This is a genomic window from Bradyrhizobium sp. B117, assembly GCF_038969555.1.
GTDB lineage: Bacteria > Pseudomonadota > Alphaproteobacteria > Rhizobiales > Xanthobacteraceae > Bradyrhizobium.
Genome location: NZ_CP152414.1, coordinates 5,882,810 through 5,908,329 on the forward strand (window position 1 = coordinate 5,882,810; position 25,520 = coordinate 5,908,329).

Sequence of the window (25,520 nt, forward strand, 5' to 3'; positions counted from 1 at the left end):
CCTTTTGATTGAACCGCTGCGAAGGTAAGTCTTGCTCCCGCTAAAGACAAAGACCTAGTAGGCTGCGATGTATGCCTTGGAAGCATATTGAGGACCGATGGAACTTCGGCATTTGCGCTATTTCATTGCAGTCGCAGAGGAAGGTAGCTTTTTGACCGCTGCCCAACGGCGCCTGAACACTTCGCAGCCGTCGCTGAGCCGGCAGATTCGGGATTTGGAATCCGAAGTTGGCGTGCAGTTGCTGGAGCGCCAGGCGCGTGGCGTAGTGCTGACCGAGGCCGGAAGAGTTTTTCTCGATCACGCGCGGCTGGCGCTGTCGCAAGTCGAAGCGGCGACAGATGGTGCGCGGCGGACCGCACAGCCGCAAAAGCCCGTACTTTCCATGGGGTTCATGGTCGGGCTGGAGGTGATGTGGCTCCCCCACATATTGCGTATCCTCCGCGAGGAAGAGCCGGAGATCGAAGTCACCCTGTGTAGTCAGTCCTCGCCAGAACTTGCCCTCGCATTAACGCGCGGGAAGCTGGATATAGCCTTCCTCCGCCCGGAGCGACAGAGCACGGGCCTGACCTTCAAATTGTTGGCGAAGGAGCCCCTGATCGCGGTGCTGCCGGCGGACCATCGCTTGGCCTCGCGCAAGAGGATTCGGCCGCAGGATCTTGCCCGCGAGATCTACGTCAGCTCGGCGAGAACGTCTCCGGTATTGCAAGCCGTGATTCAGAGCTACGCGTTGAAGGTCGGGATTACGCTCAAGCCAAAGTACGAAGGCGAGAACATATCGTCGGCAATGTCGCTGGTCGCATCCACGGGCGGAGTGACTCTCGTTCCGCTCTATGCGCAAAATATGCTGGCGCCAAACGTTGTTGCCAGAGCGCTCGATGGGATCCCTCCGACAGTCGATCTCACTCTCGGCTACAACCAGGCGAATTCCTCCCCTCTGCTCCACCGGCTTTTGTCCCGCGCGGATGAACTGGTCGCCAACGTTCAAAATCAGAGCATCATCCGCTACGTTGAAGCCGATTAGTGGGCAACGCCCTGGTTCTCCAACCTCTGCTTCCCGATCCAATCGTTGACCAGCTTTGCGACGCCCGGATGGTGATGCCCCTCGTAGAGGCTTTCGATTCATTTTGAGACCTCGCGCATCTCCGCTAGGATGCCGGGCGCCATGCATCGATAGTTCGCCGGCGGATCGGGAAAGCGTCATGTTGAAGCAAGCTGACGGACCGGACATCGGGCAGATCGCGATCGACGGCGGCATCACGCTGCGCAGGATGCTGGTCCGCGGTAGCGCACTGAGGCGAACCGCGCTTCTGCTGCATGGTTTTCCCGAAACCGTCCATGCGTGGACAGGCATTTCGCTCGCGCTGGCTGACGACCACGACGTTCACAGCTTCGACTGGCCCGGCTTCGGCTTCTCGTCGCGTCCGCCGATCGATCGGTTCGCCTATGCACCCGCAGACTATGCCCGCGTGCTGAAGGGCTATATCGAGGCCGCGGGCATCGACCGCACGAAGCTCACGATCTACGCGACCGACATCGGCGCTTTGCCGGCCCTGCTCCTGGCGCTCGATGAGCCCGATATCGCAAGATGCCTGATCGTCGGCGATTTCGCGCCCTTCAACCGGCCGGCGCTGATGTGGCAGAACCTGCAGGCCCTGAAGTCGAAGCCGTCATCGGACCATGTCCGCGCCGCGATGAACGCCGGCCGCGACGAGATCCTGCAAAACACCTTCTTTCGTGGCCTGCCGAAGGAGGCGCACTACGACGTCCCGCAGGCGTTTCGCGACGACATGGCGAGCGCATGGAGCCGCGACGGGATGACCGTCGTGGACGCGTTCTATCACTACTACGCCTCGTTCACCCGCGACCAGGACCATTTCGAGGCCAACCTCGCGCGGCTGAAGACGCCGGTGAAAGTGGTGTGGGGCAGCGACGACCTCTACATCACGAAGGACATGGGCGCCGAGCTCGCCGAGCGCGTCGGCGCGGAGCTGAACGTGCTTGCGGGCGTCGGCCACTACCCTCACCTCCAGGCCCCCGAACAGACCATCGCGGAAATCCGCGCGGCATCGCGCTGAGCGAGGCCCGACGCGCGCTCACCGGGCGCGCAGGCGCCATGCGCTGACGGTGAGCCAGACGGCCGAGACCAGGAAGTAGACCGCGCCGACGGCGGCATAACCCGTGACGGTCGCGATCGATGGCGACATCGGCGTCGTGGCCTGGAAGATGAAGAACGCGCCGGCGAGCGCCGACTGGCCGCCGCTGAGCACCATGGCCCACTGCGCGCCGAAACTTTTCCAGCGCCGCACGGCCGTGCCCAGCTGGAGCAATCCGGACAGGATCGCCCATGCCCCGAACACACCGAGGACCCAGTTCATGCTCGTCTGCAGTGCGAGAAGGACCGCGATCGCGGTCGCAAGGCTGACCACGACGTTCAGCATCTGCGTACGGTTTTGATTGAGCCCGCCGCTGCGCAGGCCATCCACAAGGTTGGCCGCGGCGTCCCATGCCGGATAGAGCACGAGCAGGATGCCGGCGATCGCGGCAGACGATTGACCCACCACAAGGGCGGCAACGACCCAGGCGATCGAGAACGCCGCTCGCAAGAAATAGTATGGCTTCAGCCATCGTTCGCGATCGGCACGAACCAGATCCAGTTGATGTTGCACCATTGCAGCTTCTCCTTTACCTACTAGTTGGTAGTCTATGTGCGCGGCAAGACGCCTCACCCCGGCTCGCCTGCGGGGGTGCTGTGATCCTCTCGCCGATGTCTTCAGTGCCTGGTCGACAGCCGCTCCAGCAGCGGGGCGGTGATCACGCCGAACATCTTTGGATCGCCATAGGCGCGCGCCGACAGCATCGCGCCGTGAATGGTTGCCATGAATCCTTCAGCCTCGACCTTGGCCGAGTTGGAGAGGTGAAGCCGTCCCTTCCGCCTGCCGCGCTCCATCACCGACGTCAGCCAGGACGCGAGCGCGCGGAAGTGCGCACGGACTTCGAGCGCCACCTCCTCCGGCAGGATCGGCAACTCGCTGGCCAGGAGCGCGCAGACGCAGAAGGGCGCCGTCGCGTCCGTGATGCACGCCTCCCAGTACCCGAGATAGCTTTTGAGCTGGTCGCGCGGATCCGGGATGTTGCGCTCCAGGGCAGCCAGTCCTGCTTCGGCTTCTTCGCGGTAACGCGACACGAGGGTGCGGACCAGATCGACCTTGCTGGCGAAATGGTGGTGGATGCTCGGCTTGCGGATGCCGACGACATCGGCGATGTCGGCATAGCTGAAGCCGTTATAGCCGCCCGCGATGATCAGGCTGCGCGCGCAGGCCAGGATGTCGTCGGCGGTCGAGGAAACGTTGGTCATGGCCATTAGCTACCTTCCAGTTGGTAGGGCGTCAAGAACGGGGTGCTTCAACCATCCGTGAGTGCTAAAGCGCGATGAGATTGGGATGAATCGTCATCGCGCTTTAGGTTGTTGTTTGAGCATGATCTTTTCGGAAAACCGCTGCGCACTTTTCCGGATCATGCTCTAGGAGCCTGCATGACCATTCGCCCGATCGTCCGTTATCCCGACCGCCGCCTCGCAGTCCCTGCCCGCCCCGTCACTACGTTCGACGCGGCCTTGCGCGAGCTCGCTGGCGATTTGCTCGAGACGATGCGCGCCGCGCCCGGCATCGGCATCACCGCACCGCATATCGGCGTGCCCTTGCGCGTCGTCGTGCTCGAGCTCGACGCCAAGGCGGGGCCGCAGACCTACGTCAATCCGGCGATCGAATGGGCCTCGCCCGAGATGATCATGCACCGCGAGGGCAGCGTCTCGATGCCCGGCGTCAACGACGAGGTGCAGCGCCACGCCCGCGTGCGGATCAGCTATCAGGATCTCGACGGCAACATGCAAAGCGAAGAATCCGACGGCTTGCGCGCGGTCTGCCACCAGCACGAGATCGACCAGCTCGACGGCATGTTCTGGATCCAGCGGCTGTCGCGGCTCAAGCGTGAGCGGCTGGTGAAGAAGTTCGAGAAGATGTCGCGGGGGTAACGCGCCGGCGTCCCCCGCGCGCCGTTATTTTCGCCAGGCCTTCCGGGCCCGGCCGCCGAAGATGGTCGTGCAGATCGTTCCCGACCTCAGAGCCCTCGCGGCGTCCTGCCTGGCAGGCTTGGGATTGACCGTGCTGCCGAGCTATCTCTGCGGAAGGCAACTCAGGGAAGGCACCCTCGTCCGGCTGCACGAGCCGACGGAGACCCCGGCCAACGAGATATTCCTTGCCTGGAGCCGCCTCGGATTGCAGCAGCCTCGCGTCGCCGTCATGCGGCAACGGCTGCTGGAGGCTGCCGCCGATTGGTGAGACCCGATCCGGCACCGCGCCGCGGCGGCCGTGCGCGATCGCGACAGTGGGACGGCCTATATGCTCTATCGCAAGGATCGGTTCGAATGTTCTGGAGGCGCCGAGCTTCTGAAGCCTCACAAGCTCAAGGACACCTCGCCCACCAACAGGTTGTCGCGACCTGCTGCAATTCGGCGATGTTCATGAATTTCGATCGCGGCCCGCACTGGGTCTCGGTCTACAGGGCGCGATGGCGCTGGGGAGATGAAGGCGCAAGATCGGTAGAGCGACGCGAAACCTATCGCTTTTCCTGGGGACGAGACATGATGGGTTTCGCTGCGCTCGACCCATCCTACGAACTCACGCCCTCTTCCCACCCCGCTTGGTGATCGGTGCGTTGCGACGCTCCCGTTTGCCGCGCGCGATCTCGGTCGCCAGCGCATCCAGCTTCGGCTCCCAGAAACTCCTGAACTGGCCGATCCACGCATCCACCGTCCGAAGCCCGGCAATGTCGACCGAATAGAGCCGGCGTTGCGCATCCGCCCGGACGATGGCAAAGCCGCTCTCGCGCAGCACCTTGAGGTGCTGCGACACGGCCGCCTGCGTGATGCCGAACTCGGCCCCGATCACCTCGACGACCTCACCGGATGCCATTTCGCCCGATACCAGCAGCTCGAGGATGCGGCGGCGCACGGGATCGGCGAGGACCTCGAAGGCGTGCATCAGCTTCCTGTGCCCGGATGCGCGATGTCGGGCGGCATCTCGCCGCGATAGAACGCGATGGTGCGGTCCGAGCGCTGCTTCGCTTCGGCCGGATCGACGCCGCTTGCGACATGCGCCGCGCGCCAGTACTCCCCGCTCGTCGTCATGAAGTCCTTGCCCGCGGCAGAGCCCATCCATGCCTCGGCCGTCTCGTGGTCGACCGATGCGCCGGTCGCAACATATCGCTCGAGCCCCGCAAGCGCGAGGTCCCAGCCGATGCCGACCGCGCCCGGACCGAACTGATTCCAATGATCCTCGATGATCGCGGTGTGCTCAAGCGTCAAACGCGCCTGGCCTCGTTCGGCGGCGAGCTTGACGTCGATCCAGCTCACCCCGCCGCCGAATTCCCAGGTCGCGGCAAAATGGGTCGGCGGCGTGCACGCGGTGATGGTGCCGCCGGCATTGCCCTTGAGCTGGTACCGTCCGCCGATCTGGAAATCTCCCTCGATCGGCAGGAACCAGCGCGGAATACGCTCCCGGCTGGTCACCGCGTCCCAGAGATCGTCGACGCTGGTGTCGTAAAGGCGCGTCAGCGTCACGGCACTCGCCGCCTTGCCATCTTTCTCAAAGTTTTTCACCGAACGCGTGACGAGCCCCAACACCCTGGCGGCGTCGATCTCCATTGCAAATCTCCCCGTCGTTGAGCGCGGACAGGAATATCGGCCGACACTAATATAAGTCAATACTTTTATAATGACTTCGCGCTGCGTCAAACCGCCTCGCGGGGCCAATCGAACAAAACCTTTGCTCGTGCGTCTACCCGTCCCCACTCCGCCAAGACCCACCCCAAGTCCCACCCCACCAAGTCCTGGCGCAAGACGGAAACATTCATGAAAGTTCGCAAATTCGCCATCACCGACGCTTCGTTCGAGCGCTCGCCTGGCCAGAACGGTGAGATCTTCGCCGGCAACGTCGTCGACCAACGCGACGGTGGACCGGTCACCATCGGCTTCGGCCGCTACGCGCCAAACCAGCACCTCGATGAAAAGCTCACCGTTGATGACGTCATGCTCGTGCTGGAAGGCAAGCTCTCGGTGACGAGCGGTGGAAGCACCGTCACCGCGGGTCCCGGCGAGATCGTTTACATGCCGAAGGGCGAGACGGTCACCATCCACTCCCATGAGCAAGGCGCCGTCACCGCCTACGTCACTTATCCGCACTGGCAGGAGGCGCGCGAGTGAGGCGCGAACCTTGACGTCGATGGCGGCCTGCCGATTTTCCTGCAATCGGAAGGACAGGCCGCCGTCAGAGATCGCTATTTCAGCGGCAGGAACAGCTCAACGACCGTCTCGTGCTCCGGCACATCCGGGAAGAAGCTCAGCCGCTGGCAATAGAGCGGGAAGTCGCGCGCCTCCTCGCCGCTGGCCGGAAGCCAGTCGCGATAGAGATAGAGTGCGGCGGGCTCCAGATTGTCGGTGTAGCCGACGACGCGCAGCACCGCGCAGCGTCCGCCGGGGATCTCGCCGGCCTTGATGTCTTCGCCATTCGCCACGATCGGCTGATCGGTCCCGGCACAGAGGTCCGCGCTGTAATCGGCCGGCTGCGCCGGTCGCCGTTCGGAGCGCCAGACATTGAAGGTCGGGCTCGTGCTGGGATGCAGGCCCGCGGACCTGCGCCAGGCGATGAAGCGCTGGATGGTGGCGCCGAGCGTCGCCGGGTCGCCGCGGTGTTCCATGATCGCCACCTTGATGGTGGGCACGTCGCGGATCGTCACGTCGTCAGGGGTAAAGGTCGTCTGCATGAGCTTGCTCCTCGCAATATCGAGAGGCCCGAAGGCCGCAAGCCACGGTTGCCACACGGGCGATTTCCGGAACGACGACGGCGACTGCCCGAACCGTTGCCGAAAGGCGCGGGCGAAGGCATCCGGTGCATCGTAGCCGGCGTCCATCGCGATGTCAGTGACGCTTTGCGCGTCGCTGTAAGCCAGCCGGTAGGAAGCGCGCTTCATACGGGCGAGCTGGACATAGCGATGTACTGACAACCCAAAGGTTGCAGAAAACTGCCGGTGGAAATGGAATTTCGAGAAGGCCGCAACGCCACTCAGGCTGTCCAGGTCCAGATCCGTGTCCAGATGCCGGTCGATATGCTCCAGCACCCTGCGCATCCGAGCCCGATAGTTTTGCAGCGCCGCCGTCATCGTCCCTCCTCCGTGGCGGGTGCAGTTAGCCGGTGACGGCCCTGGCGTGCTCGACCGATCTTGCGGTTTGGCGTCTCGTAGGATGGGTAGAGCGCAGCGAAACTCATCGACTTTCTTCGGAGGAGCGAGGATGGGTTTCGCTTCGCTCTACCCATCCTACAAGCCGTCACCCGCCCGCCATCAGCTCCTTCGCCAGTGCCATATACGCCGGTAGCGTCACGGGATCGTTGGCGGCGTTGCCCGCCACGGGGTGCGAGGCGTAGCGCGCGATCACCATCTCGGCCTTGGGATCGACATAGATGCCCTGGCCGTGCACGCCGCGCGCCATGTAGGCGTCGTGGGCGTTGTGCGTGACCCACCATTGATTGCGATAGGACGCGCCCGGCAGCGTGGTGTAGCCGGCCGGCTTGAATTTTTCGGGGTCGCCGCCACGCGCGATGTCCTCGACCACGGTCGACGGCACGATCTGGCGGCCGTTGAAGCGGCCAAAGTTGCGCATGGTCTCGCCGACGCGGGCGAGATCGCGCAGCGTCGTGGACAGACCGCCGCCGCCGCTCTCGGTGCCGATGCGGTCGACGTGGTAATGCGCATCCTCCTCCGCGCCGATCTGGGTCCAGATGCGCTCGGAGAGCAGATCCGACAACGTCAGGCCGCTGGCGCGCCTGACGATCCAGGCGAGCACGTCGGTGTTCACGGTCTTGTAGGCAAAGGCCTTGCCGTGCTCGCCCTGCTTCTTCTGCGCGACAAGATAATCGAAAATGGTGGTCGGGCCGTCATAATCAGGCGGGGTCGGCGCCATGCCGTTGGCGCGCCTGAGGCCCCAGACATGCGAGTTCTTGTCAGTGTAGACTTCCGTGTATTCGAGCCCCGTGGTCATATCCATGACCTCGTGCACGCGCGCGTCGCCAAACCCGCTCGACTTCAGCTCTGGCACATAATCCGCAACCGGCGCCTGCGGATCGATCCTGCCCTCGGCGACCAGCATGCCCGCGAGCACGCCGGTGAACGACTTCGTCACCGACATCGCGATATGTGGCTTGTGCGGCTTCAGTGCGCCGAAATAGCGCTCGTAGATCAGCCTGCCTCGATGCAGCACCGCGACGCCGTCGGTGTAGGTCTCCTCCAGCATTTTTGCGAACGTCATGGGCCGCCCGTCCATGGCGGTCGAGGCGACCCCGCCGATGTCATGATCTACGCGCGGCAGCACGGATGCAGGCCCTGCCCCACGCCAGACATTCACCGTCGGCACGAGTTGGCGGACGTTGCTCCAGGCCCAGCGCAGCTCGGGAAAGCTGCGGAACGAACCGTTCTGGAAGGTGATCGTCCGCTCCGGCGCCGGCGGAAAACCCTTCATCCAGCCGAGCGTTTCAGGATCGGTCTCGGTCGCGGTGGCGGGCGCTTGAGTCGCAGCGGACATGAACACGGGCTCCAGAGGGAATGTCGATGTCGTAGCATAGGAGAGCACGGCGAAGATCCTGCGTTTGTGCAAGGGGACCTGCACGAGGATCAGAGGCAACATGCGAAGCGTCTTGCGGGCTGATGCAGCGACTGGCAGTAAGACCTGACGGAGCGACCCGATGACCGATAGCGCGACGGCGAACCTTCCTTCGAGAGACTTCGGAACAACGGCGAGGTTTTACGGAGCCCTCGGCTTCGAACAGATCTGGCGCGACGACGAGTGGATGATCCTGAAGCGGGGCGGTCTGACGCTGGAGTTCTTCCCGCATTCCGATCTCGACCCTGCGACGAGCTGGTTCAGCTGTTGCCTCCGGTTGGATGACGTCAACGCGTTCTTCGAGGCCGTTCTCGCCGCCGGCGTGCCCGAAACGACGACCGGCTGGCCCCGCGCCCACCGCCCCCGGCGAGAGGCGTGGGGAGGAAGTGTGGGTGCCGTCATCGATCCCGACGGAACGCTTGTCAGGATCATTCAGAACGGGGATTGAATGGCCGTCGCCAATGTCGAGGACAGCGCGGAGCCCACGACATCGCGCTCCACCCGACTCTGCCCGTGCCAGAGGCGCGAATGAACTACCTTCCTTTGCTGAAAGTGACCAAGCCACCGGCTTCGGTACAAGACATCGCCGGCGTTACTGTTTGAAGCAGTGCTCGCGGTGCCACTTCAAAAAATGCGGATGAGGTCGATCCGACGGTCTTCTTGGCTCAAGTGCACGACCGGTCTTGTTGATGACCGATCGAACTCCTTCCAAATCGTTTGTCTGGCGTGAGATCAAGATTTCCAGATCGTCGGCCAAGCTGATCAAACCACGATCGAACATCCAATGGGCGGTACCGGATAAAGCGATCCCGTTGCTAACGATGTCCGGCCCGCTTGCTTCGACAGGGCGAATATGCGCCGCCGCGACTTCTGCACGCCCCATTCCGTTGATGAGCTTCAGCCCGGTTATGGCGCAGCGCTCATCATAAGCGCGCAATGCGATCCGGCGAAAAACGCGATCGCGCAGAACTCTGGATACTGTAAGGCTGGCGCGATCTCGTTGTTGCTCAAATATGAACGGCGCCTGTTCCTCGTCGAGTTGGGACAATCGAACATCGCTATCAATTCGGGGCAATAACGGCGCGCCTTCTGCAAAACCGAGTTCAAATATTCTATTAAAATCGTCTGGCGAGATTAGGCGGACCGCCGCCTGAGCACGTCCTGAAATGCGCCCCTGCTCGTTCAAGACGCCGCGCTCAACGGGACCAGTTGCGCTGTTGAAAGGAACCGGATTCGCAAAATCGAGGTAGCTTCCTGGCTCGATCATCGCGAGATACATTCCCGGAGCACCTGGGTCGGGAACGACCTGCTGAACCCGAGCAATCGCAAAGTAGCCGCGCGTCTCGGCTACCTTGCTCGGTTCGTAATAGATGATCCAATCGCCGATGCAGGCTTGAACGCGCCGCAGGTACTGACTTGGAAACTGGTATCGTTCAGCCGGACTGTCATCGTAGATCGAGTCCAATCGATGGATGAATACCCCCAATCCCATAATGGCGCCGGCGTCTTTTCCAAGAAGTAACTGCCCAACTCAGCTCATAAGATGGGTGTGGAGCGAAACGAAAGCTATCAGTTTTTTCGTTCGACGCGCGATGGGTTTCGCTCCGCTCTACCCATCCTACGCACTGCTTCATTATTGCCAAATACGTTGTTATCTTTTGTCGAAAGAAACTTGATTGACCAATCGACCGAGGCCCACTCGAATGACAAGCTTGAACAATCTAGAGTGCGTAACCCTCTTCGTTGATGACCTCGCGCGCGCGAGGGCATTCTACGAGGCTGTGTTCGACGCCAAGCCGATCTATTCCGATGCCGTATGCAGCGTGATCGGGCTCGGTGGCGTCATGGTCAATTTGCTGGAGGAGACACAGGCGCCGCAGCTCGTGGAGCCGGTGGTGCCGGCTGCTTCAAGCGCCGGACCTCGCATGCTCATGACCATTCGCGTCGCCGATGTCGATGAAGCGTGCGCGAGGCTTCGGCAAAGCGGCGTAGAGCTGGTAAACGGCCCCATCGATCGTCCCTGGGGTCGTCGCACCGCCGCCTTTTCCGACCCATCCGGCCATATGTGGGAGATCGCACAGGAGATCCCTTCCTAGAATCCGCCACCCAAAGTAGTCGTAGGATGGGTGGAGCGCAGCGATACCCATCAATTTCGTTTTGCAAGCGGATGGGTTTCGCTGCGCTCTACCCGTCCTACGGGCTGCGCAAACAGCAGGGTGAATTACGCCTTCCGCTAATCCACCCTACGAGACGAGATTGGATTTGTAGCCCGCATGAGCGCAGCGTCTCCTCCACCGCCAGGTTGGGGATCATATGCCGCTTACCGAATAGCTCAGGCTCGGGATGTAGGAAATGTTCCATATCCGTTCGATCATCACTTGTGCTGTTTTCAGTGCAAGCTGAGTGTCCGTTGCGTTCGGCACATATTTCAACTTATGGACAATCCGGTTCCGAAACCCTCGAACGGCGTCTATGTCTTTGAATAGAGAGTTTGGCAGTACATCCCAAAGCTCCAGCAAATTGGAGACCATGCTGATGGTGAAATCGCGGCCAACCAGTAAAGCATGCCTCTCACGATTGATCTTCTTTTGGCCGTTCTCATATTCACGATTGAGGCTATCGAGGTGACGCTCCCACAAGTGGGCAATGCTCCCCTCGGTAATGAACCATGCGAGAACCAGAGATGTCTCGTAGTTTCCAACTTTGTACTCGCCCAACCCCTTCGCGAAGGATGCCAAGTCCTTTTCGGAACCTGGCGAACTAATGACTGAAGCAAACATAGTCGAGGCGCGCTGAACGACCTCAATAGGGACGACTTGCCGCATTATGATTTTTGAGTCGTACTCGATTGGCACTCCACGCGGGTAGCTTGAAAGGTGCCGGCCGCCCATTTGGAAGACAGATGCGATGCTTTCTGTTGCTATGTTTTCGCCGACGCTCTTACCGTCTTCGTAGCGAACGCGGAATGCATCTCGGTTGGTGATCTCATGGAGATTGAAATAGGCAAAGTTGGCGACTTCCAGCATCGCCGAGTCGAGCAGCAGGTAGAAGGCGTTTAGGAAATCGAGATATTCGCCCCACCTTCTTACGCTGTCCTCAATCCCCCCAGGCTTGTCTTGTTCCTGATGTCCTTCCAAAGCCTCAATGCGGAGCATGATCCGACCGTCCCTGCAAATCTTTATCGTGTAAGAATCCGTCTCACACGAAAAGACTTCTTCTGCCATTTGGTCATGAAACCAGCCTTCGCGCTCCCGGCTTGAGAAGTCGGGTTTACTGCACGCCCAAAATGGCCTTGATGGGTAGAAGGCAGTGAATTGGCCTGTTGGCACGGACTGGCACTCCTTGATGATGCTCAGCAGTTATTCAACGAACCCTTGGGTCCGCGTATTGAATTGATACTCCCCGCTCCACGTCCCCCTGGCGCGGTCCGGCAGAGTGCGGGCCTCGCGCGGCGACAGATTATGCCGCACTCCAACGCTGCCGGCTCGGGTGCCGATAATCGCGCCAGGTCCGCGTCATACCGGGCGATAGCCAGCGTTTCGCGCCGCCCATTCAGGCGATAGTCGCACCTAAAGGAAATGGTCCCTGTGGGAAAAACCGCCGCATACATCCCGTCGCGGTCAGCACTTTGAATATTTTTTTCCTGGGCTTCAGAGTGAAAAGGTCTCGATCAGTCGCCAAGATCAGCCTCCGGTTAGTGTTCCCGCAAGATACCGTCAGACCACCTGACGGTACCTCCTACGGGATTTCCGGCTGTCTCTGGCTGTACCGTCATCCATACCGATAGAGTGACCGAGATTGAGTAATACGGGGCTAGACAGTTTGAGATGTTCAAACCCTGCTATTACGTGACCTACTCGATCTTCTTAGACCACCTGAGACAGCGTGAGGCTATCTTGTATCACTCCCACTCAATCGTCCCAGGCGGCTTGCTCGTCACGTCGTACACCACCCGGTTTACGCCCTTCACCTCGTTGATGATGCGCGTGGCGGTCTCGCCCAGAAACTTCATGTCGAACTGGTAGAAGTCCGCGGTCATGCCGTCGGTGGAGGTGACGGCGCGGAGGCCAACCACATAATCGTAAGTGCGGCCGTCGCCCATGACGCCGACGGTCTTCACCGGGAGCAGCACCGCAAAGGCCTGCCAGATCTCGTCGTAGAGGCCGTGCTTGCGGATCTGGTCGATGTAGACGGCGTCGGCCTTGCGCAGGATGTCGAGCTTATCCCTCGTGATGTCGCCGGGGCAGCGGATGGCGAGGCCCGGGCCCGGGAACGGGTGGCGGCCGACGAAGATTTCGGGCAGGCCGAGTTCGCGACCGAGCTTGCGCACCTCGTCCTTGAACAGCTCGCGCAAGGGCTCGACGAGCTTCATGTTCATGCGCTCAGGCAAACCGCCGACATTGTGGTGCGACTTGATGGTGACCGAGGGGCCGCCGGTGAAGGAGACGCTCTCGATCACGTCGGGGTAGAGCGTGCCTTGCGCCAGGAAGTCGGCGCCGCCGATCTTCTTGGCTTCAGCCTCGAACACCTCGATGAAGAGACGGCCGATGGTCTTGCGCTTCACTTCGGGGTCGGTGACGCCTTCGAGCTCGCCCAGGAATTGTTTTGACGCATCCACGTGCACGAGCGGGATGTTGTAGTGGTGGCGGAACAGGTCGACGACCGTCTTGGCTTCGTCGAGGCGGAGCAGGCCGTGATCGACGAACACGCAGGTGAGCTGGTCGCCGATGGCTTCGTGGATCAGCACGGCTGCGACCGCGGAATCGACGCCGCCGGAGAGGCCGCAGATCACCTTGCCCTTGCCGACCTGCTGGCGGATTTTTGCGATCTCCTCCTCGCGGAAGGCGCGCATGGTCCAGTCGCCGGTGAGGCCGGCGATCTTGCGGACGAAATTGCGGATCAGCTTGGCGCCGTCGGGCGTGTGCACCACTTCGGGGTGGAACATCAGGCCGTAGTACTTGCGCTTCTCGTCCTGGATGATCGCGAAGGGCGCGTTCGGCGAGGTGCCGGCGACGGAGAAGCCCGGCGGCATCTTGGTGATGCGGTCGCCATGGCTCATCCAGACCTGGTTCTTGCTGCCTGATGACCAGATGTCCGCGAACAGCTTGCTTTGTGCCTTCACCTCGACATCGGCGCGGCCGAATTCGCGGTGATGGCCGCCCTCGACCTCGCCCCCCAACTGGGCCGCCATGGTCATCTGGCCGTAGCAGATGCCCATCACGGGCACGCCGGAATCGAAGATCGCTTGCGGGGCGCGGGGCGAGCCGGCCTCATGCACCGATTCAGGGCCGCCGGAGAGGATCACCGCTTTCGGCTTCATCTCGTTGAAGGCGGCTTCGGCCTTGTTGAACGGGACGATCTCGCAATAGACGCCGTCCTCGCGCACGCGACGCGCGATCAGCTGCGTCACCTGGCTGCCGAAGTCGACGATGAGAATCTTGTCATGCGCCGAGGCCACGGAGGGCGTCGACGCGGAGCGGTCGTTCTGTGCTGCTGTCATGGCAAGCAGATACGCGACCACGCCTCTGCCCGCAACCGCGCCGGCTCCCGCGCCCACATGCTTCTTTGGGCATGGACAAATGGATATAGGTAAGTATTATTGACCTAATTGCCTCACCTATCGAACAGGGGCCAATCAGGGAGATCGCCATGTCACAACATCATCAGCCATCAACGCTAGCCGCGCTCGGCCGGACCTGGGTCGAGGCCTGGAACGCGCGTGACCTCGAGCGGGTGCTCACGCTCTATGACGAGGCGGCCGTGATGACCTCGGACCGCATTTCGGCGATGGGGATCGACGCCAGCGGCACCGTGCGCGGCAGGGAAAGCTTGCGGGCCTATTGGGGCAAGGCGCTCGCCCTGCTGCCGGAGCTGCATTTCTCGCTGATCGATGTGTTCGTCAGCCCTGACAGCATGGTGGTGTTTTACGAGAACGAGCGGGGGAAGAGGATCTGCGAATATCTGCGGGTCAACGATGCCGGGCTGATCGTGCAGGGTTCGGCGAACCATTTGGCGCATTGAGTGCCGCCTCTCGATGAGCACGCGTAGGGTGGGCAAAGGCGCGCTTGCGCCGTGCCCACCATATCTTTCAGGATTGCGGAAAGACACCGTGGGCACGCTTCGCTTTGCCCGCCCTACGAATTGCGAAAATCCAAGGACCATCCTCCCATGAAGCTCCCCACCTCCCCGTTCACCGTCACCGACTGGAGCAAGGTCGAGGCGACCACCCATCCCGGCGAGACCGGGCAAGCGCTCTGGCGCACCCTCAATATCGGCGAATTGCGCGTGCGGATGGTCGAGTATTCGCCCGGCTATCTCGCCGATCATTGGTGCGACCGCGGCCACGTGTTGTACGTGCTCAAGGGCGAGCTCGACTCGGAGTTGCGCGACGGGCGCAAGTTCAAGCTCACGGCGGGGATGAGCTACCAGGTCTCCGATTTCGGCGATGCCGCGCACCGGTCCTCGACGGCAACAGGAGCGACGCTCTTCATCGTCGATTGAAACGCGCGAATACGGCCAATTTGCACCGCAAAATAGCAAAGTCCCCGGACATGCCGGGCCACGGGTGGTGCCTTGAAGAAGTCTAATTATCTCGCTATATTGTGATCATCGATACTTGGCCGAACGACTGGGCCGCTTCGCCTCGTCTAAGACAGGCGCGCACGCTTCAGATGATTTCTCCAAAACATCGACTCATCAGGGCTATGGGCGCAGCGTTGCGTACCGGCCCACGTGCGTACCGTCTCTAACTAACTAAAGGAAATTTCCCATGGCTATGGGCACCGTGAAGTGGTTCAACACCCAGAAGGGTTATGGTTTCATCCAGCCGGACGACGGCCAGAAGGACGTTTTCGTCCACATCAGCGCTGTCGAGCGCGCTGGCCTCTCCTCCCTCAACGAGGGCCAGAAGGTCTCGTTCGACATCGTGGCCGACCGCCGCAGCGGCAAGTCGTCGGCCGACAATCTCCGCGTCGGCTAATCGCCAGCGCACCGTTCTGACCGCGGACGTACCGGCAGAACGCTAGAACTCGAGAGCCCCGCGACCGGGATCCGGTCCGCGGGGCTTTTGTTTTGAGGGAATCCCGCGGCTGCGGCGGTTCCGTAGGGTGGGCAAAGGCGCGCTCTTCGCGCGCCGTGCCCACCACCCGTCAAATGGGCAAAATGGTGGGCACGCTTCGCTTTGCCCACCCTACGAGAGCTACGAGACCTTTTTCAGCACCGCGACGAAGAACCCGTCCGTCCCGGTCCGCCGCGGCGTCATCAGCCAGCCCTCAGGCGATTGCAGCGCGGCGTCGGCAAACGCCTCGGCCTTGTCCCAGAGCACGCTGGCGGTCTGCTCGGGCGGAACCACCGCAAACTCCGGATGGCGCTCCACGAACGCCTTCACCTGCTCGCCGTTCTCCTCTGCCAGCACCGAGCAGGTGATGTAGGCGATGCGGCCGCCCGGCTTCACCAGGGGAACCGCACGCTCCAGCACCTCGGCCTGGTCGCGCAGGCGAATCTCCAGTGCGCCCGGCCGCATGCGCCATTTGGCGTCGGGGTTGCGGCGCCAAGTTCCAGTTCCCGTGCAAGGCGCGTCGATCACGACGAGGTCGGCGCTGGCGTGGATGTCGGCGAGCGGATCGGCCTCGCCCTTGGGCGTGCGGACGTCGGCATTGTGGACGCCGGCGCGCGACAGCCGCTCGTGGATCGGGGCCAGCTGGCGCTTGTCGCGATCCGTGGCGATGAGGCGGCCCTTGCCCTGCATCAGGGCTGCGAGCGCCAGCGTCTTGCCGCCGGCGCCGGCGCAGAGATCGATCACCTGCTCGCCCGGTTTTGCCGCGGTGAACTGGGCCGCAAGCTGCGACCCCTCATCCTGCACTTCAACGCCGCCCTTGATGAAATCCTCCTCCGCCTGGATGCCGGGGTTGCGCGCATCGGCTGAAAGCTCGATGCGCAAACCCGTTGCCGACCACGGCGCAGGCTTCGCGTGAAGATGAGCAAGCGCCTTCAGCACCTTGTCGCGATTGGATTTTAGCGTATTGACGCGCAAATCGAGCGGCGCCCGGCTCGCCATCGCGGCCGCCTCCGCGGCGCGATCCTCGCCGAACACTTTTGCGAAGTGCGGGTCGAGCCACTCGGGATAGTCGCCGACGACCGCAGCCGGGGCGTCCTTGAGGGAGCGCGAAGCCAGCGCCGCCTGCTCGGCATCGGTCAGCGGCGCCGGCGCAAAGCGGCTGCCGTCGAACATCGCGGCCATGGTGGCCGAGTCCATGTCGCGCTCGAGCCGGAGCATGCCGATCAGCCTTGCGCGCGCGGTGTCGGCGTCCATGAGGTACGCGCTCGAGGCGTAGCGGCGCAGCACGTCCCAGACGAGGCCGGCGATCGCGGCGCGGTCGCCGGAGCCGGCGAAGCGGTGCGCGGTGCCCCACTCCTTCAGCGCCTTGGCCGCGGGCACGCGGTCCTTCTCGATAATGTCGATCAGTTCGATGGCTGCGGACAGCCGGGCAGCGGGAGTCATTTTGAATCTTTCAGATCAGGATTGGCGCGCAAGCGCCTAGATCAGCAGGAGCATCTTCAGCGCGAAATAGATCCACATCGCGAGCAGCACCAGCACGCCGGCGAGCCAGACGGAGGAGCGCCGGCCGAGATCATTCGAGGAGACGAAAACGCCAGCATGGGCAAAGCGCGCCACCACGAACACCCAGGACATCAGCACGATGAAGAGATCGGCATGCCGGAGCGGCAGCGCCAGCGCGATCAACGCGTAGAACAGCACCGGCAGCTCGAACTGGTTGCGGTAGCAATTGGCGATTTGTGTGGCGCCCTCGGGCCAGTTCGGCTCGCCCAGCGCAATGTCGCGGATCTTGGTCTCGCCCGAGACCAGCGAGCGCCGGCGCGCCAGGGCCATGCCGATCAGCAGCGCGAAGGTAAGACCAACCTGCACGAAGACAGGCAGCAGGACCATTTGAATGGACATCGGAACTTTCCCGTAGAGCGGAGGGCCGCCGACCGTCATTAGCCGCGACTTCTGGCGCTGACAATCAACGAGTTGAACCGGCGTTCCCGATCAGGCGACCAACCACCGATTGTTAAAGCGATTTCGCCCCGTTTGGGCGCAAGGCGAGAGACCGCCATGAATACCCCGTTCAGCCAGATCGCCGGCTCGATTGCTTCTTGGGTCGAATCCGCGGACGGCCAACTCGGCATCCTGATGTCGGCGCTGGCCGGTTGCGCCACGGCGCTTGCGGTTGCGCTGGCGATGACGGTGTATTTCCGCCTCTCCTACCGGACCTGGCGCGACGTCGTCAGGCACGGCCTGGCGACGCTCGCCGCCATCGCCCTCGTCGCCTTTGCCGCCTACGACATGCGCCACGCCGCGCTGGCCTATCTCGGCCTCAACCCGTCAAAGCCCGCGGTCGAGTTCGAGATCCGGATGCCCCGGGAGACGCTGACGGCGGTATCCGACAGCCAGATCGAGCTGCACACCGACCGCAACCAGACGCTGGCGCTGGTCGACGGCGTGCGCGACCTCACCGACGGACGCGCCGTGCTGCGCGGCGCGGTCGCGCTCAACCACCGCACGGCCGACCGCGTGCTGGTCGTGAACCTGCCCGGCCAAGGTATCTTCGAATTCCGCCTCCGCCTGCCCGCCGAGCCGCATCGCTCCGCAGAATTCGGCCCCTGGCACCTCGTCGACAGCGTCGCCTCGACGGTCGCCGGCAGCGTCGCTGCGCAGGACGCCTACACGATCCGCTACCGCGTGCTCTGATCATGCTCCGAACGAAATATTCCGTCCTCGCTGCGCTTGCCCTCGCCACACTGCTTTGCCCTCATATGCCGGCCGTCGCCGCGCCGGCCGACATCGCTACCTGTGACCGACTGGCCGCCCATCCCACCGATCCGGACAGGCCCGCCGACGTGAAAGGCAATCTCGAGATCGCCGATGCCGACATCGCGGCCGCGCTGAAGGCCTGCACCGCGGCGGCTACGTCGGCGGATGCTCCGCGCCGCATCTGGATGGAGCTCGGCCGCGCCTATGAGTTCGCCCGGCAGCCGGCTCAGGCGGCAAGCGCCTATCGCAAGGCGGCCGACGCCGGCAGCGCTTCCGCAATGGCCGGGCTCGGCGCACTCCTGATCAACGGCAATGGCATCAAGAAGAACATCGCCGAGGGACGAACGCTGACCGAGAGGGCCGCGAATGCCGGCGACGTCGAAGGCATGATCAATCTCGGCTCGCTCTACGGCGCCGGTGTCGGCGGGAAGACCGATTTCGCGATGGCCCGCAAATGGTATGCCAGGGCGGTCGAGGCGAATTCCAGCGAGGCCATGTATCAGCTGGGATTGATGACGCAGGACGGCGATGGCGGTCCGAAGGACGATGCCGCGGCCAAGGCGCTGTTCGAAAAGGGAGCCGCGCTCGATCACGCCGACGCGCTGGAGCGGTTAGGCGCCTATGCCGAAGCCGGCCGCGCGGGCGAGAAGGATGTCACGGCGGCGATCACCTTTTACAAGCGCGCTGCCGCGCTCGGCAATGAAGATGCCGGCAAGGCGCTGGAGCGCCTGCGCTGTCCGTTTGGCCTCAGGGATCGCGACGGCAAATCCGTCGGACGGATTTGCTTTGACGGCGAATGAAGGACGGTTACCGCGTGTTTTAAACTTTGTTCGTTGCGATGCATGCGTGCGTCGTCATCGTTTCGACGCGTGACGATCTGTATGCTCATCACATGTCCGAATTTCGCCTGACGCAGATTTCCGACACGCATCTTGGCCGGCGCTTTCCTGGCCTGATCGCCAACTTCCATCGCGTCAGCGCGCACATCGACACCGAGCGGCCCGATCTCGTCGTCAACACCGGCGACGTCTCCTTCGACGGGCCGAGCAGCCGCGATGATGTCGCGTTCGCCAAGAGCCTGCACGCCGACCTGCCCGTCGCCTGCCGCTATCTGCCGGGCAATCACGACATCGGCGACAATCCGACCGCGATCGGTCCAGCGCCAAAACCGCCGGTCGCCGAAGCGCACCGCCGGCAGTTCTGCGACCTCATCGGCGAAGACCATTGGTCGTTCGAAGCGGCCGGCTGGCGCTTCATCGGCCTCAACTCGCTGGTGATGAATTCAGGGCTCGCCTTCGAGGCCGAGCAGTTCGACTGGCTCGCCTCCGAGATCGCGCGCGTGAACGGCAGGCCGGTTGCGCTGTTCGTGCACAAGCCGGTGTTTCTCCACCTGCCCGACGACCCCGAGACGCCGGAGACCTCGATCCGCTACGTCCCGCAGCCGGCGCGGGCGCGGCTGATCGAGATGTTTGCACATGTCGACCTGCGCCTGATCGCCAGCGGTCACGTGCATCAGCGGCGCGACTTCACCCACCGCCATACGCGCCACGTCTGGGCGCCCTCGGCCGGCTTCAAGATCAACGATGCGCGCCAGGACCGCATCGCGATCAAGGAAGTCGGACTGGTGGAATACCGCTTCCGGCCCGACAGTGTTGAGGTCCGCCACGTCCGCGCGGCGGGTCAGGTCGATATCGACATTGAGGAGCTGTTCGCCCAGATGGGCGGCGAGCATTAAGGCTCGCCTCTCAAGCGACGCTCTTCAGATCCTGCTGGATCGCGGCGAGCAGGGATTGCAGCGCCTCGCTGTTCACGGGCTTCGCCACCGCGTCATTGGCCGGCAGATCGCTCGCGACCTTGGGAGCCCTGGCCGGACGCTTCGGGAATGGCGGCGGTGGCGCGGCCATCGCAGGCCGGCCGAAATCGCCTTCCTCGCTATGCACGAACTTGCCGTGGATCACGTCGTCGTGGCGGCCCATGACGAACATGGCCACCCAATAACCGGCAGCCAATAGGATTACGCAGAAAACACTGATCTCTAACATCGCAACACCCAAAATATGCGCGATGATTCAATGCCTTCGCCTTGGCGTCAATGAACCGACGGTCACACCTGCGGCTTTTGCGGGCAGGTGTGGCCGATTGGTGACTCTTTGTTAACCATTGATGTCCGGCGCGTGACGCCGGGGCAACAATTACAGCTTGTCCGGGCCGACCCGCACCAGCTGCTTGCCGAAATTGGCGCCCTTCAACAGGCCGATGAAGGCGCCGGGCGCGCTCTCCAGGCCCTCGGTGACGAACTCCTTGTACTTGACCTTGCCGTCGCGGACCCAGGTGGACATGTCGCGAAGGAAGTCGCCATGGCGCGAGGCGAAGTCGGAGACGATGAAGCCGCGGAAAGTGAGCCGCTTGGTCAGCGTCGCGCGCATCATCGATGCCGCCCATTTCGGCGGCTTGGCTTCGGTGTCGTTGTAATGCGCGATCAGGCCGCAGACCGGCACGCGCGCGAACGGGTTGAGCAGCGGGAACACCGCCTCGAACACGGCGCCGCCGACATTCTCGAAATAGACATCGATGCCCTTCGGGCAGGCAAGCTTCAGCTTGGCCGGAAAATCGGTCTCGCGATGATCGAGGCACTCGTCGAAGCCGAGCTCCTTTACCACGTAGTCGCACTTGTCCTTGCCGCCGGCGATGCCGACCGCGCGTGCGCCCTTGATCTTGGCGATCTGCCCGACGGCCGAGCCGACCGCGCCGGAGGCGCCGGCGACGACGACGGTCTCGCCTTCCTGCGGCTTGCCGATGTCGAGCAGCCCCGTGTAGGCGGTCATGCCGGGCATGCCGAGCACGCCAATGGAGGTGGAGATCGGCCCGAGCTTCGGATCGACCTTGATCAGGCCCTTGCCGCTGGAGATCGCATGCGTCTGCCAGCCGGAGCGGATGCGGACGATGTCGCCTTTGGCAAAATCCGGATTGTTGGAGGCCGCGACCTCGCTCACCGCCTCGCCTTCCATCACGCCGCCGACCGGCACTGGCGCCGCGTAAGACGGGCCCTCGCTCATGCGCCCGCGCATATAGGGATCGAGCGACAGCCAGATCGTGCGCAGCAGGACTTCGCCGGCGCCGGGCGTCGGCACCGCGAATTCCTCCAGGCGAAAATCAGACGGTTTCGGTTCGCCGACGGGACGCGCGGCGAGAACGATGCGCTTGGCTTGGGACATGGCTTCCTCCTGACTGCTTGTTGCAGTCATTTAGGAGGTGCGTGGGAATGACGCAAATCCCACCTTGGCTGTCATGCCCCGCTAAGGCGGGGCATCCAGTACTCCGAGACAGTGCGGCTAGAGTCGAGCCGCTGCGGCGTACTGGATCGCCCGCCTTCGCGGGCGATGACACCGAGAGTCGGCGCGCGCTGAAACCAGTGTGCCGCCGCGAGCAGAGTGCGACTAACCCCCGCCCGGATAGTTCGGCGCCTCGCGCGTGATGGTGACGTCGTGGACGTGACTTTCGCGCAGGCCCGCGCCGGTGATGCGGACGAACTGCGCCTTGTCGTGCAGCTCCTTCATGTCCTTGGCGCCGACATAGCCCATGGCGGCGCGGAGGCCACCGGCGAGCTGGTGCATGACGTTGCCGACCGGGCCCTTGTAGGGCACCTGGCCCTCGATGCCCTCAGGCACGAGCTTGAGCGAATCCTTGATGTCCTGCTGGAAGTAGCGATCGGCCGATCCCCGCGCCATCGCGCCGACCGAGCCCATGCCGCGATAGGCCTTGTAGGAACGGCCCTGCCACAAGAACACTTCGCCCGGCGTCTCGTCGGTGCCGGCGAGCAGCGAGCCGACCATGGCGATGTCGGCACCGGCGGCGAGCGCCTTGGCGAGGTCGCCGGAGAACTTGATGCCGCCGTCGGCGATGACGGGAATGTCCGCCTTCTTCGCCGCTTCGACCGCATCCATGATCGCGGTGAGCTGCGGCACGCCGACGCCGGCGACGATGCGCGTGGTGCAGATCGAGCCCGGGCCGATGCCGACCTTGATGCAATCAGCGCCGGAATCGATCAGCGCCTGCGCGCCGTCGGTGGTGGCGACGTTGCCGGCAACGACCTGCACCGAGTTGGACAGGCGCTTGATGCGGTTCACCGCATGCAGCACGTGGCGGGAATGGCCGTGCGCGGTGTCGACCACGACGAGGTCGACGCCGGCATCGATCAGCCGCTCGGTGCGCTCGAAGCCGGTGTCGCCGACGGTTGTGGCGGCGGCGACGCGCAGGCGCCCCTGGGCGTCCTTGCAGGCGAGCGGATGGGCGACCGCCTTCTCCATGTCCTTGACGGTGATCAGGCCGACGCAGCGATATTGCTCGTCGACCACCAGCAGCTTCTCGATGCGGTGCTTGTGCAGCATCCGCCGCGCTTCGTCCTGGCTGACATTCTCGCGCACCGTGACGAGGTTCTCGTGCGTCATCAGCTCGGAGACTTTTTGCCGGCGATCGGTGGCAAATCGCACGTCGCGGTTGGTGAGGATGCCGACCAGCTTGCCCGGGGTGGACTTGCCGGCGCCGGTGACGACGGGAATGCCGGAGATGCCGTGGTCGCTCATCAGCTTGAGCGCATCGTCGAGCGTGGCCTCGGGGCTGATGGTGAGCGGGTTCACCACCATGCCCGACTCGTAGCGCTTGACCTGCCGCACCTGGGCGGCCTGCCCTTCGGGATCGAAATTGCGGTGGATGACACCGAGGCCGCCGGCCTGCGCCATGGCGATCGCCATGCGGGCTTCGGTGACGGTGTCCATGGCGGAGGCCATGATCGGGATGTTGAGCGGAATGGCGCGGGTGACGCGGGAGCGGATGTCGACCTCGCCCGGCATCACGTCAGACAGGCCCGGCTTCAACAGCACGTCGTCGAACGTAAAGGCTTCGCGGATGCCCTGAAGTTGCACCGTGGCCATATGCCAACTCCTTCCTGCGGCCGTGCCGCAAATGCTTATGGATGAGCGCCGCCCTCGGCGTACCTTGCGGCATCGCCGGAGAATCGGAGCCCATCGGTGGGGTTGACGCCGGTCGATAGCACGGCCGCGTGACGAATCAAAGCAATTCGGACCGCCGGCCAGCCATGCACAGGCTTTTTACGTAAATTCGGCGGGGATAGCCCGGCGAAGGCCCACCCACCCGCCATTCCGGGGCGCGACCAAGTCGCGAGCCCGGAATCCATCCCTCAGCGGTCCCTGCGGCCCGGTGGATTCTCAGGTGCGCAATTGCGCACCATAGCTCGCGCCGCGTGGCGCGCCCTGGAATGACGAAGGAGCGAGCACAGCATTTAGGTGCTATGCGTTGATCCGCAATGGTCGCCGCCGGGCGGCGGTGTTAAGCCGCAAGTCCACCCATTCTTCTGATTTTCATTACCAATCTGTCATGGTCGACAAGCAACGCGTCATTCCGCTGATCGTGGCCACTGCTCTCTTCATGGAGAACATGGACTCGACCGTCATCGCGACCTCGCTGCCGGCGATCGCGGCCGATATCGGCACGAGCCCGCTGACGCTCAAGCTCGCCATCACCTCGTACCTCTTGTCGCTGGCGGTCTTCATCCCAGCGAGCGGCTGGACCGCCGACCGGTTCGGCGCGCGCATGGTGTTCGCGATCGCGGTCGGGGTGTTCATGGTGGGCTCGGTCGGCTGCGCGCTCTCGACCTCGGTCACCGATTTCGTGTTCGCGCGCATCCTGCAGGGCATGGGCGGAGCGATGATGACGCCGGTCGGGCGCCTCGTGCTGCTGCGCTCGGTCGACAAGAGCGCGCTTGTCAACGCCATGGCCTGGGTGACGGTCCCTGCCCTCATCGGTCCCGTGATCGGACCGCCGCTCGGCGGCTTCATCACCACTTATGCCTCGTGGCACTGGATCTTCCTGATCAACATCCCGATCGGGCTGCTCGGCATCTTCATGGCGCTGAAGTTCATCGATCCCATCAAGAGCGAGACGCAGGAGCCGTTCGATCTCTACGGCATGGTGCTTGCGGGCATCGGCCTTGCCGGCATCGCGTTCGGCCTCTCCGTCGCCGGGCTCAACCTGCTGCCCTGGAGCACGGTCGCGGCGCTGGTCGTCGGCGGTGCGATCTCGATGACGCTCTACGTGATCCACGCCCGGCGGACGGGATCGCCAGTGCTCGATTTCTCGCTGCTGAAGCTGCCGACGCTGCGCGCGGCGATTTTGGGCGGCTTCATGTTCCGGCTCGGCATCGGCGCGCTGCCCTTCCTGCTCCCGCTGCTGATGCAGATCGGTTTTGGCCTGTCGCCGTTCCATTCCGGCCTCGTCACCTTCGCCTCCTCGTTGGGGGCGATGGGCATGAAGACGCTGGCGGGCCGCATCATCCGCACCTTCGGCTTCCGCAACCTGATGACGGCGAACGCGATCATCAGCGCGTTCTTCCTCGGCGTCTGCGCGCTGTTCACCGTGACGACGCCGCTCTTGATCATCATGGTGATCCTGGTGGTCGGCGGCTTCTTCCGCTCGCTGGAGTTCACCGCGATCAACACGGTCGCCTATGCCGACGTCGAGACCGCGCAGATGAGCCGCGCCACCACGCTCGTCAGCGTCAACCAGCAGCTCGCGGTCTCCGCCGGCGTCGCCGTCGGTGCCGCCTCTGTGGAGACGACGATGTGGCTCAGCCATGTCAGCGAGCTCAATGCCACCGTGTTCGCGCCCGCCTTCGTCGTGGTGGCGCTGACCTCGGCCGCGTCGAGCTGGTTTTTCTGGCAGATGCCGGCCGATGCCGGCCACGAGATCTCCGGCCGCAAGGCCACGGAGATCGCGAGCCGCAAGGGTGCGGGCAAGGGCGCGGCTAAGGCTGCCGTCAAGGCCGCGACCGAGGATACCCAGGACGTGCGGGACCAGCGGCTGGGGTAGCGCCGCCATCGGCTGCTTATGCTGGCGGATTTCAGACTTTCATCAACGCCGATTGATATTTGCCGCCACGCGCAGCGGCTAGAGTGCTGCCTCATGTGAGCCGGCGATGAA

At 63.3% G+C, this 25,520-nt stretch carries 28 protein-coding genes and 1 pseudogene; 14 read left to right on the forward strand and 15 right to left on the reverse strand.

Annotation, left to right across the window (positions count from 1 at the left end; all coding sequences use genetic code 11):
* Window positions 1–97: 97 nt before the first annotated feature.
* Both AAFG16_RS28930 and AAFG16_RS28935 read left to right on the forward strand, forming a co-directional pair.
* Window positions 98–1,021: a LysR family transcriptional regulator gene (locus tag AAFG16_RS28930; RefSeq protein WP_342730736.1), complete on the forward strand. Its 924-nt coding sequence runs from the start codon at window positions 98–100 to the stop codon at window positions 1,019–1,021.
* A 178-nt stretch (window positions 1,022–1,199) separates the two neighbouring features.
* A complete protein-coding gene (locus tag AAFG16_RS28935; protein ID WP_342730738.1) occupies window positions 1,200–2,075 on the forward strand; it encodes an alpha/beta hydrolase in 876 nt (291 codons plus the stop codon).
* A gap of 18 nt (window positions 2,076–2,093) precedes the next feature.
* Here AAFG16_RS28935 and AAFG16_RS28940 read toward each other — a convergent pair whose 3' ends face one another.
* Window positions 2,094–2,669, reverse strand: a complete 576-nt coding sequence (locus AAFG16_RS28940; RefSeq protein ID WP_342730740.1) for a DUF308 domain-containing protein — start codon at window positions 2,667–2,669, stop codon at window positions 2,094–2,096.
* A gap of 101 nt (window positions 2,670–2,770) precedes the next feature.
* Complete coding sequence (locus tag AAFG16_RS28945) at window positions 2,771–3,355, reverse strand: TetR/AcrR family transcriptional regulator (RefSeq protein WP_342740992.1); 585 nt, start codon at window positions 3,353–3,355, stop codon at window positions 2,771–2,773.
* Between the two features lie 177 nt (window positions 3,356–3,532).
* On the opposite strand from AAFG16_RS28945, the gene AAFG16_RS28950 reads away from it, so the two are divergent.
* On the forward strand, window positions 3,533–4,030 hold the full coding sequence (locus AAFG16_RS28950; RefSeq protein ID WP_342730742.1) for a peptide deformylase: 498 nt from the start codon (window positions 3,533–3,535) through the stop codon (window positions 4,028–4,030).
* 67 nt (window positions 4,031–4,097) lie between these two features.
* The gene (locus AAFG16_RS28955) at window positions 4,098–4,337 is read left to right on the forward strand and encodes a LysR substrate-binding domain-containing protein (protein WP_342730744.1); all 240 of its coding nucleotides are present in this window, start codon (window positions 4,098–4,100) and stop codon (window positions 4,335–4,337) included.
* Between the two features lie 339 nt (window positions 4,338–4,676).
* Here the strand turns inward: AAFG16_RS28955 and AAFG16_RS28960 are convergent, their stop codons facing one another.
* Together AAFG16_RS28960 and AAFG16_RS28965 are read right to left on the reverse strand one after the other, a co-directional pair.
* The gene (locus AAFG16_RS28960; protein ID WP_342730746.1) at window positions 4,677–5,039 is read right to left on the reverse strand and encodes a metalloregulator ArsR/SmtB family transcription factor; all 363 of its coding nucleotides are present in this window, start codon (window positions 5,037–5,039) and stop codon (window positions 4,677–4,679) included.
* The gene (locus AAFG16_RS28965; protein WP_342730748.1) at window positions 5,039–5,701 is read right to left on the reverse strand and encodes an SRPBCC family protein; all 663 of its coding nucleotides are present in this window, start codon (window positions 5,699–5,701) and stop codon (window positions 5,039–5,041) included. Before AAFG16_RS28965 ends, AAFG16_RS28960 begins: the two co-directional genes overlap by 1 nt.
* Window positions 5,702–5,908: 207 nt before the next feature.
* Between AAFG16_RS28965 and AAFG16_RS28970 the strand changes: the two genes are divergently transcribed.
* Window positions 5,909–6,259 carry a cupin domain-containing protein gene (locus tag AAFG16_RS28970; protein ID WP_283079754.1) on the forward strand — a complete coding sequence of 117 codons (351 nt, stop codon included), beginning with the start codon at window positions 5,909–5,911 and terminating at the stop codon, window positions 6,257–6,259.
* Window positions 6,260–6,333: 74 nt separating this feature from the next.
* Here the strand turns inward: AAFG16_RS28970 and AAFG16_RS28975 are convergent, their stop codons facing one another.
* Both AAFG16_RS28975 and AAFG16_RS28980 read right to left on the reverse strand, forming a co-directional pair.
* Window positions 6,334–7,215 (reverse strand): AraC family transcriptional regulator, encoded by an 882-nt coding sequence (locus AAFG16_RS28975; protein WP_342730751.1) that lies wholly within the window; start codon window positions 7,213–7,215, stop codon window positions 6,334–6,336.
* A gap of 166 nt (window positions 7,216–7,381) precedes the next feature.
* Window positions 7,382–8,632: a serine hydrolase gene (locus AAFG16_RS28980; protein ID WP_342730753.1), complete on the reverse strand. Its 1,251-nt coding sequence runs from the start codon at window positions 8,630–8,632 to the stop codon at window positions 7,382–7,384.
* Window positions 8,633–8,792: 160 nt separating this feature from the next.
* Between AAFG16_RS28980 and AAFG16_RS28985 the strand changes: the two genes are divergently transcribed.
* The gene (locus AAFG16_RS28985; RefSeq protein WP_342730755.1) at window positions 8,793–9,158 is read left to right on the forward strand and encodes a bleomycin resistance protein; all 366 of its coding nucleotides are present in this window, start codon (window positions 8,793–8,795) and stop codon (window positions 9,156–9,158) included.
* 144 nt (window positions 9,159–9,302) lie between these two features.
* On the opposite strand, the gene AAFG16_RS28990 is transcribed toward AAFG16_RS28985, so the two are convergent.
* Complete coding sequence (locus tag AAFG16_RS28990; protein WP_342730757.1) at window positions 9,303–10,202, reverse strand: HNH endonuclease; 900 nt, start codon at window positions 10,200–10,202, stop codon at window positions 9,303–9,305.
* Window positions 10,203–10,413: 211 nt separating this feature from the next.
* On the opposite strand from AAFG16_RS28990, the gene AAFG16_RS28995 reads away from it, so the two are divergent.
* Window positions 10,414–10,806 (forward strand): VOC family protein, encoded by a 393-nt coding sequence (locus AAFG16_RS28995; protein WP_342730759.1) that lies wholly within the window; start codon window positions 10,414–10,416, stop codon window positions 10,804–10,806.
* Between the two features lie 213 nt (window positions 10,807–11,019).
* Here the strand turns inward: AAFG16_RS28995 and AAFG16_RS29000 are convergent, their stop codons facing one another.
* The 3 genes and pseudogenes from AAFG16_RS29000 to guaA form a co-directional block, all read right to left on the reverse strand.
* Window positions 11,020–11,865: a hypothetical protein gene (locus AAFG16_RS29000; RefSeq protein WP_342730761.1), complete on the reverse strand. Its 846-nt coding sequence runs from the start codon at window positions 11,863–11,865 to the stop codon at window positions 11,020–11,022.
* A 362-nt stretch (window positions 11,866–12,227) separates the two neighbouring features.
* Window positions 12,228–12,391 (reverse strand): annotated as a pseudogene (locus AAFG16_RS29005) (Arm DNA-binding domain-containing protein); the annotation flags it as partial.
* Window positions 12,392–12,611: 220 nt separating this feature from the next.
* Window positions 12,612–14,210 carry a glutamine-hydrolyzing GMP synthase gene (gene guaA, locus AAFG16_RS29010; RefSeq protein WP_342730763.1) on the reverse strand — a complete coding sequence of 533 codons (1,599 nt, stop codon included), beginning with the start codon at window positions 14,208–14,210 and terminating at the stop codon, window positions 12,612–12,614.
* A 149-nt stretch (window positions 14,211–14,359) separates the two neighbouring features.
* On the opposite strand from guaA, the gene AAFG16_RS29015 reads away from it, so the two are divergent.
* From AAFG16_RS29015 to AAFG16_RS29025, 3 genes are all read left to right on the forward strand, one after another.
* Complete coding sequence (locus AAFG16_RS29015; RefSeq protein ID WP_342730765.1) at window positions 14,360–14,731, forward strand: nuclear transport factor 2 family protein; 372 nt, start codon at window positions 14,360–14,362, stop codon at window positions 14,729–14,731.
* Window positions 14,732–14,878: 147 nt separating this feature from the next.
* Entirely contained in the window at window positions 14,879–15,211 is a 333-nt protein-coding gene (locus AAFG16_RS29020) for a DHCW motif cupin fold protein (RefSeq protein ID WP_342730767.1), read from the forward strand.
* A 268-nt stretch (window positions 15,212–15,479) separates the two neighbouring features.
* Window positions 15,480–15,689 (forward strand): cold-shock protein, encoded by a 210-nt coding sequence (locus tag AAFG16_RS29025; protein WP_008141931.1) that lies wholly within the window; start codon window positions 15,480–15,482, stop codon window positions 15,687–15,689.
* 219 nt (window positions 15,690–15,908) lie between these two features.
* On the opposite strand, the gene AAFG16_RS29030 is transcribed toward AAFG16_RS29025, so the two are convergent.
* Window positions 15,909–17,210, reverse strand: a complete 1,302-nt coding sequence (locus tag AAFG16_RS29030) for an RsmB/NOP family class I SAM-dependent RNA methyltransferase (RefSeq protein WP_342730769.1) — start codon at window positions 17,208–17,210, stop codon at window positions 15,909–15,911.
* A 36-nt stretch (window positions 17,211–17,246) separates the two neighbouring features.
* Window positions 17,247–17,669: an MAPEG family protein gene (locus AAFG16_RS29035; RefSeq protein WP_342730771.1), complete on the reverse strand. Its 423-nt coding sequence runs from the start codon at window positions 17,667–17,669 to the stop codon at window positions 17,247–17,249.
* 156 nt (window positions 17,670–17,825) lie between these two features.
* On the opposite strand from AAFG16_RS29035, the gene AAFG16_RS29040 reads away from it, so the two are divergent.
* The 3 genes from AAFG16_RS29040 to AAFG16_RS29050 all read left to right on the forward strand — a co-directional run bounded on the left by AAFG16_RS29040 (window position 17,826) and on the right by AAFG16_RS29050 (window position 20,259).
* On the forward strand, window positions 17,826–18,461 hold the full coding sequence (locus AAFG16_RS29040) for an acriflavin resistance protein (RefSeq protein WP_342730773.1): 636 nt from the start codon (window positions 17,826–17,828) through the stop codon (window positions 18,459–18,461).
* A 2-nt stretch (window positions 18,462–18,463) separates the two neighbouring features.
* A complete protein-coding gene (locus tag AAFG16_RS29045) occupies window positions 18,464–19,324 on the forward strand; it encodes a tetratricopeptide repeat protein (protein ID WP_342730775.1) in 861 nt (286 codons plus the stop codon).
* Window positions 19,325–19,416: 92 nt separating this feature from the next.
* The gene (locus AAFG16_RS29050; protein WP_283079912.1) at window positions 19,417–20,259 is read left to right on the forward strand and encodes a metallophosphoesterase; all 843 of its coding nucleotides are present in this window, start codon (window positions 19,417–19,419) and stop codon (window positions 20,257–20,259) included.
* 10 nt (window positions 20,260–20,269) lie between these two features.
* On the opposite strand, the gene AAFG16_RS29055 is transcribed toward AAFG16_RS29050, so the two are convergent.
* From AAFG16_RS29055 to guaB, 3 genes are all read right to left on the reverse strand, one after another.
* Entirely contained in the window at window positions 20,270–20,566 is a 297-nt protein-coding gene (locus AAFG16_RS29055) for a hypothetical protein (protein WP_342730778.1), read from the reverse strand.
* A gap of 150 nt (window positions 20,567–20,716) precedes the next feature.
* A complete protein-coding gene (locus AAFG16_RS29060; RefSeq protein ID WP_342730780.1) occupies window positions 20,717–21,739 on the reverse strand; it encodes an NADP-dependent oxidoreductase in 1,023 nt (340 codons plus the stop codon).
* 222 nt (window positions 21,740–21,961) lie between these two features.
* A complete protein-coding gene (guaB, locus tag AAFG16_RS29065; protein WP_027557456.1) occupies window positions 21,962–23,455 on the reverse strand; it encodes an IMP dehydrogenase in 1,494 nt (497 codons plus the stop codon).
* Window positions 23,456–23,918: 463 nt separating this feature from the next.
* On the opposite strand from guaB, the gene AAFG16_RS29070 reads away from it, so the two are divergent.
* Window positions 23,919–25,409, forward strand: coding sequence for an MFS transporter (locus AAFG16_RS29070; protein ID WP_342730782.1), 1,491 nt, complete (start codon window positions 23,919–23,921; stop codon window positions 25,407–25,409).
* Window positions 25,410–25,520 lie beyond the last annotated feature (111 nt).

Bases quoted from the DNA above. Each gene is read 5' to 3' on its own strand.
- AAFG16_RS29045 (WP_342730775.1), top strand. From the start codon at position 18,464: ATGCTCCGAACGAAATATTCCGTCCTCGCTGCGCTTGCCCTCGCCACA.
- AAFG16_RS29060 (WP_342730780.1), bottom strand. From the start codon at position 21,739: ATGTCCCAAGCCAAGCGCATCGTTCTCGCCGCGCGTCCCGTCGGCGAA.
- AAFG16_RS28980 (WP_342730753.1), bottom strand. From the start codon at position 8,632: ATGTCCGCTGCGACTCAAGCGCCCGCCACCGCGACCGAGACCGATCCT.
- AAFG16_RS29055 (WP_342730778.1), bottom strand. From the start codon at position 20,566: ATGTTAGAGATCAGTGTTTTCTGCGTAATCCTATTGGCTGCCGGTTAT.
- AAFG16_RS29020 (WP_342730767.1), top strand. From the start codon at position 14,879: ATGAAGCTCCCCACCTCCCCGTTCACCGTCACCGACTGGAGCAAGGTC.
- AAFG16_RS28945 (WP_342740992.1), bottom strand. From the start codon at position 3,355: ATGACCAACGTTTCCTCGACCGCCGACGACATCCTGGCCTGCGCGCGC.
- AAFG16_RS28985 (WP_342730755.1), top strand. From the start codon at position 8,793: ATGACCGATAGCGCGACGGCGAACCTTCCTTCGAGAGACTTCGGAACA.
- AAFG16_RS29035 (WP_342730771.1), bottom strand. From the start codon at position 17,669: ATGTCCATTCAAATGGTCCTGCTGCCTGTCTTCGTGCAGGTTGGTCTT.
- guaA (WP_342730763.1), bottom strand. From the start codon at position 14,210: ATGACAGCAGCACAGAACGACCGCTCCGCGTCGACGCCCTCCGTGGCC.
- AAFG16_RS28995 (WP_342730759.1), top strand. From the start codon at position 10,414: ATGACAAGCTTGAACAATCTAGAGTGCGTAACCCTCTTCGTTGATGAC.
- AAFG16_RS28940 (WP_342730740.1), bottom strand. From the start codon at position 2,669: ATGGTGCAACATCAACTGGATCTGGTTCGTGCCGATCGCGAACGATGG.
- AAFG16_RS28960 (WP_342730746.1), bottom strand. From the start codon at position 5,039: ATGCACGCCTTCGAGGTCCTCGCCGATCCCGTGCGCCGCCGCATCCTC.
- AAFG16_RS28970 (WP_283079754.1), top strand. From the start codon at position 5,909: ATGAAAGTTCGCAAATTCGCCATCACCGACGCTTCGTTCGAGCGCTCG.
- AAFG16_RS28975 (WP_342730751.1), bottom strand. From the start codon at position 7,215: ATGACGGCGGCGCTGCAAAACTATCGGGCTCGGATGCGCAGGGTGCTG.
- AAFG16_RS28965 (WP_342730748.1), bottom strand. From the start codon at position 5,701: ATGGAGATCGACGCCGCCAGGGTGTTGGGGCTCGTCACGCGTTCGGTG.
- AAFG16_RS28950 (WP_342730742.1), top strand. From the start codon at position 3,533: ATGACCATTCGCCCGATCGTCCGTTATCCCGACCGCCGCCTCGCAGTC.
- AAFG16_RS29030 (WP_342730769.1), bottom strand. From the start codon at position 17,210: ATGACTCCCGCTGCCCGGCTGTCCGCAGCCATCGAACTGATCGACATT.
- guaB (WP_027557456.1), bottom strand. From the start codon at position 23,455: ATGGCCACGGTGCAACTTCAGGGCATCCGCGAAGCCTTTACGTTCGAC.
- AAFG16_RS28930 (WP_342730736.1), top strand. From the start codon at position 98: ATGGAACTTCGGCATTTGCGCTATTTCATTGCAGTCGCAGAGGAAGGT.
- AAFG16_RS29070 (WP_342730782.1), top strand. From the start codon at position 23,919: ATGGTCGACAAGCAACGCGTCATTCCGCTGATCGTGGCCACTGCTCTC.
- AAFG16_RS29015 (WP_342730765.1), top strand. From the start codon at position 14,360: ATGTCACAACATCATCAGCCATCAACGCTAGCCGCGCTCGGCCGGACC.
- AAFG16_RS29040 (WP_342730773.1), top strand. From the start codon at position 17,826: ATGAATACCCCGTTCAGCCAGATCGCCGGCTCGATTGCTTCTTGGGTC.
- AAFG16_RS28990 (WP_342730757.1), bottom strand. From the start codon at position 10,202: ATGGGATTGGGGGTATTCATCCATCGATTGGACTCGATCTACGATGAC.
- AAFG16_RS29000 (WP_342730761.1), bottom strand. From the start codon at position 11,865: ATGCTCCGCATTGAGGCTTTGGAAGGACATCAGGAACAAGACAAGCCT.
- AAFG16_RS28935 (WP_342730738.1), top strand. From the start codon at position 1,200: ATGTTGAAGCAAGCTGACGGACCGGACATCGGGCAGATCGCGATCGAC.
- AAFG16_RS29050 (WP_283079912.1), top strand. From the start codon at position 19,417: ATGTCCGAATTTCGCCTGACGCAGATTTCCGACACGCATCTTGGCCGG.
- AAFG16_RS29025 (WP_008141931.1), top strand. From the start codon at position 15,480: ATGGCTATGGGCACCGTGAAGTGGTTCAACACCCAGAAGGGTTATGGT.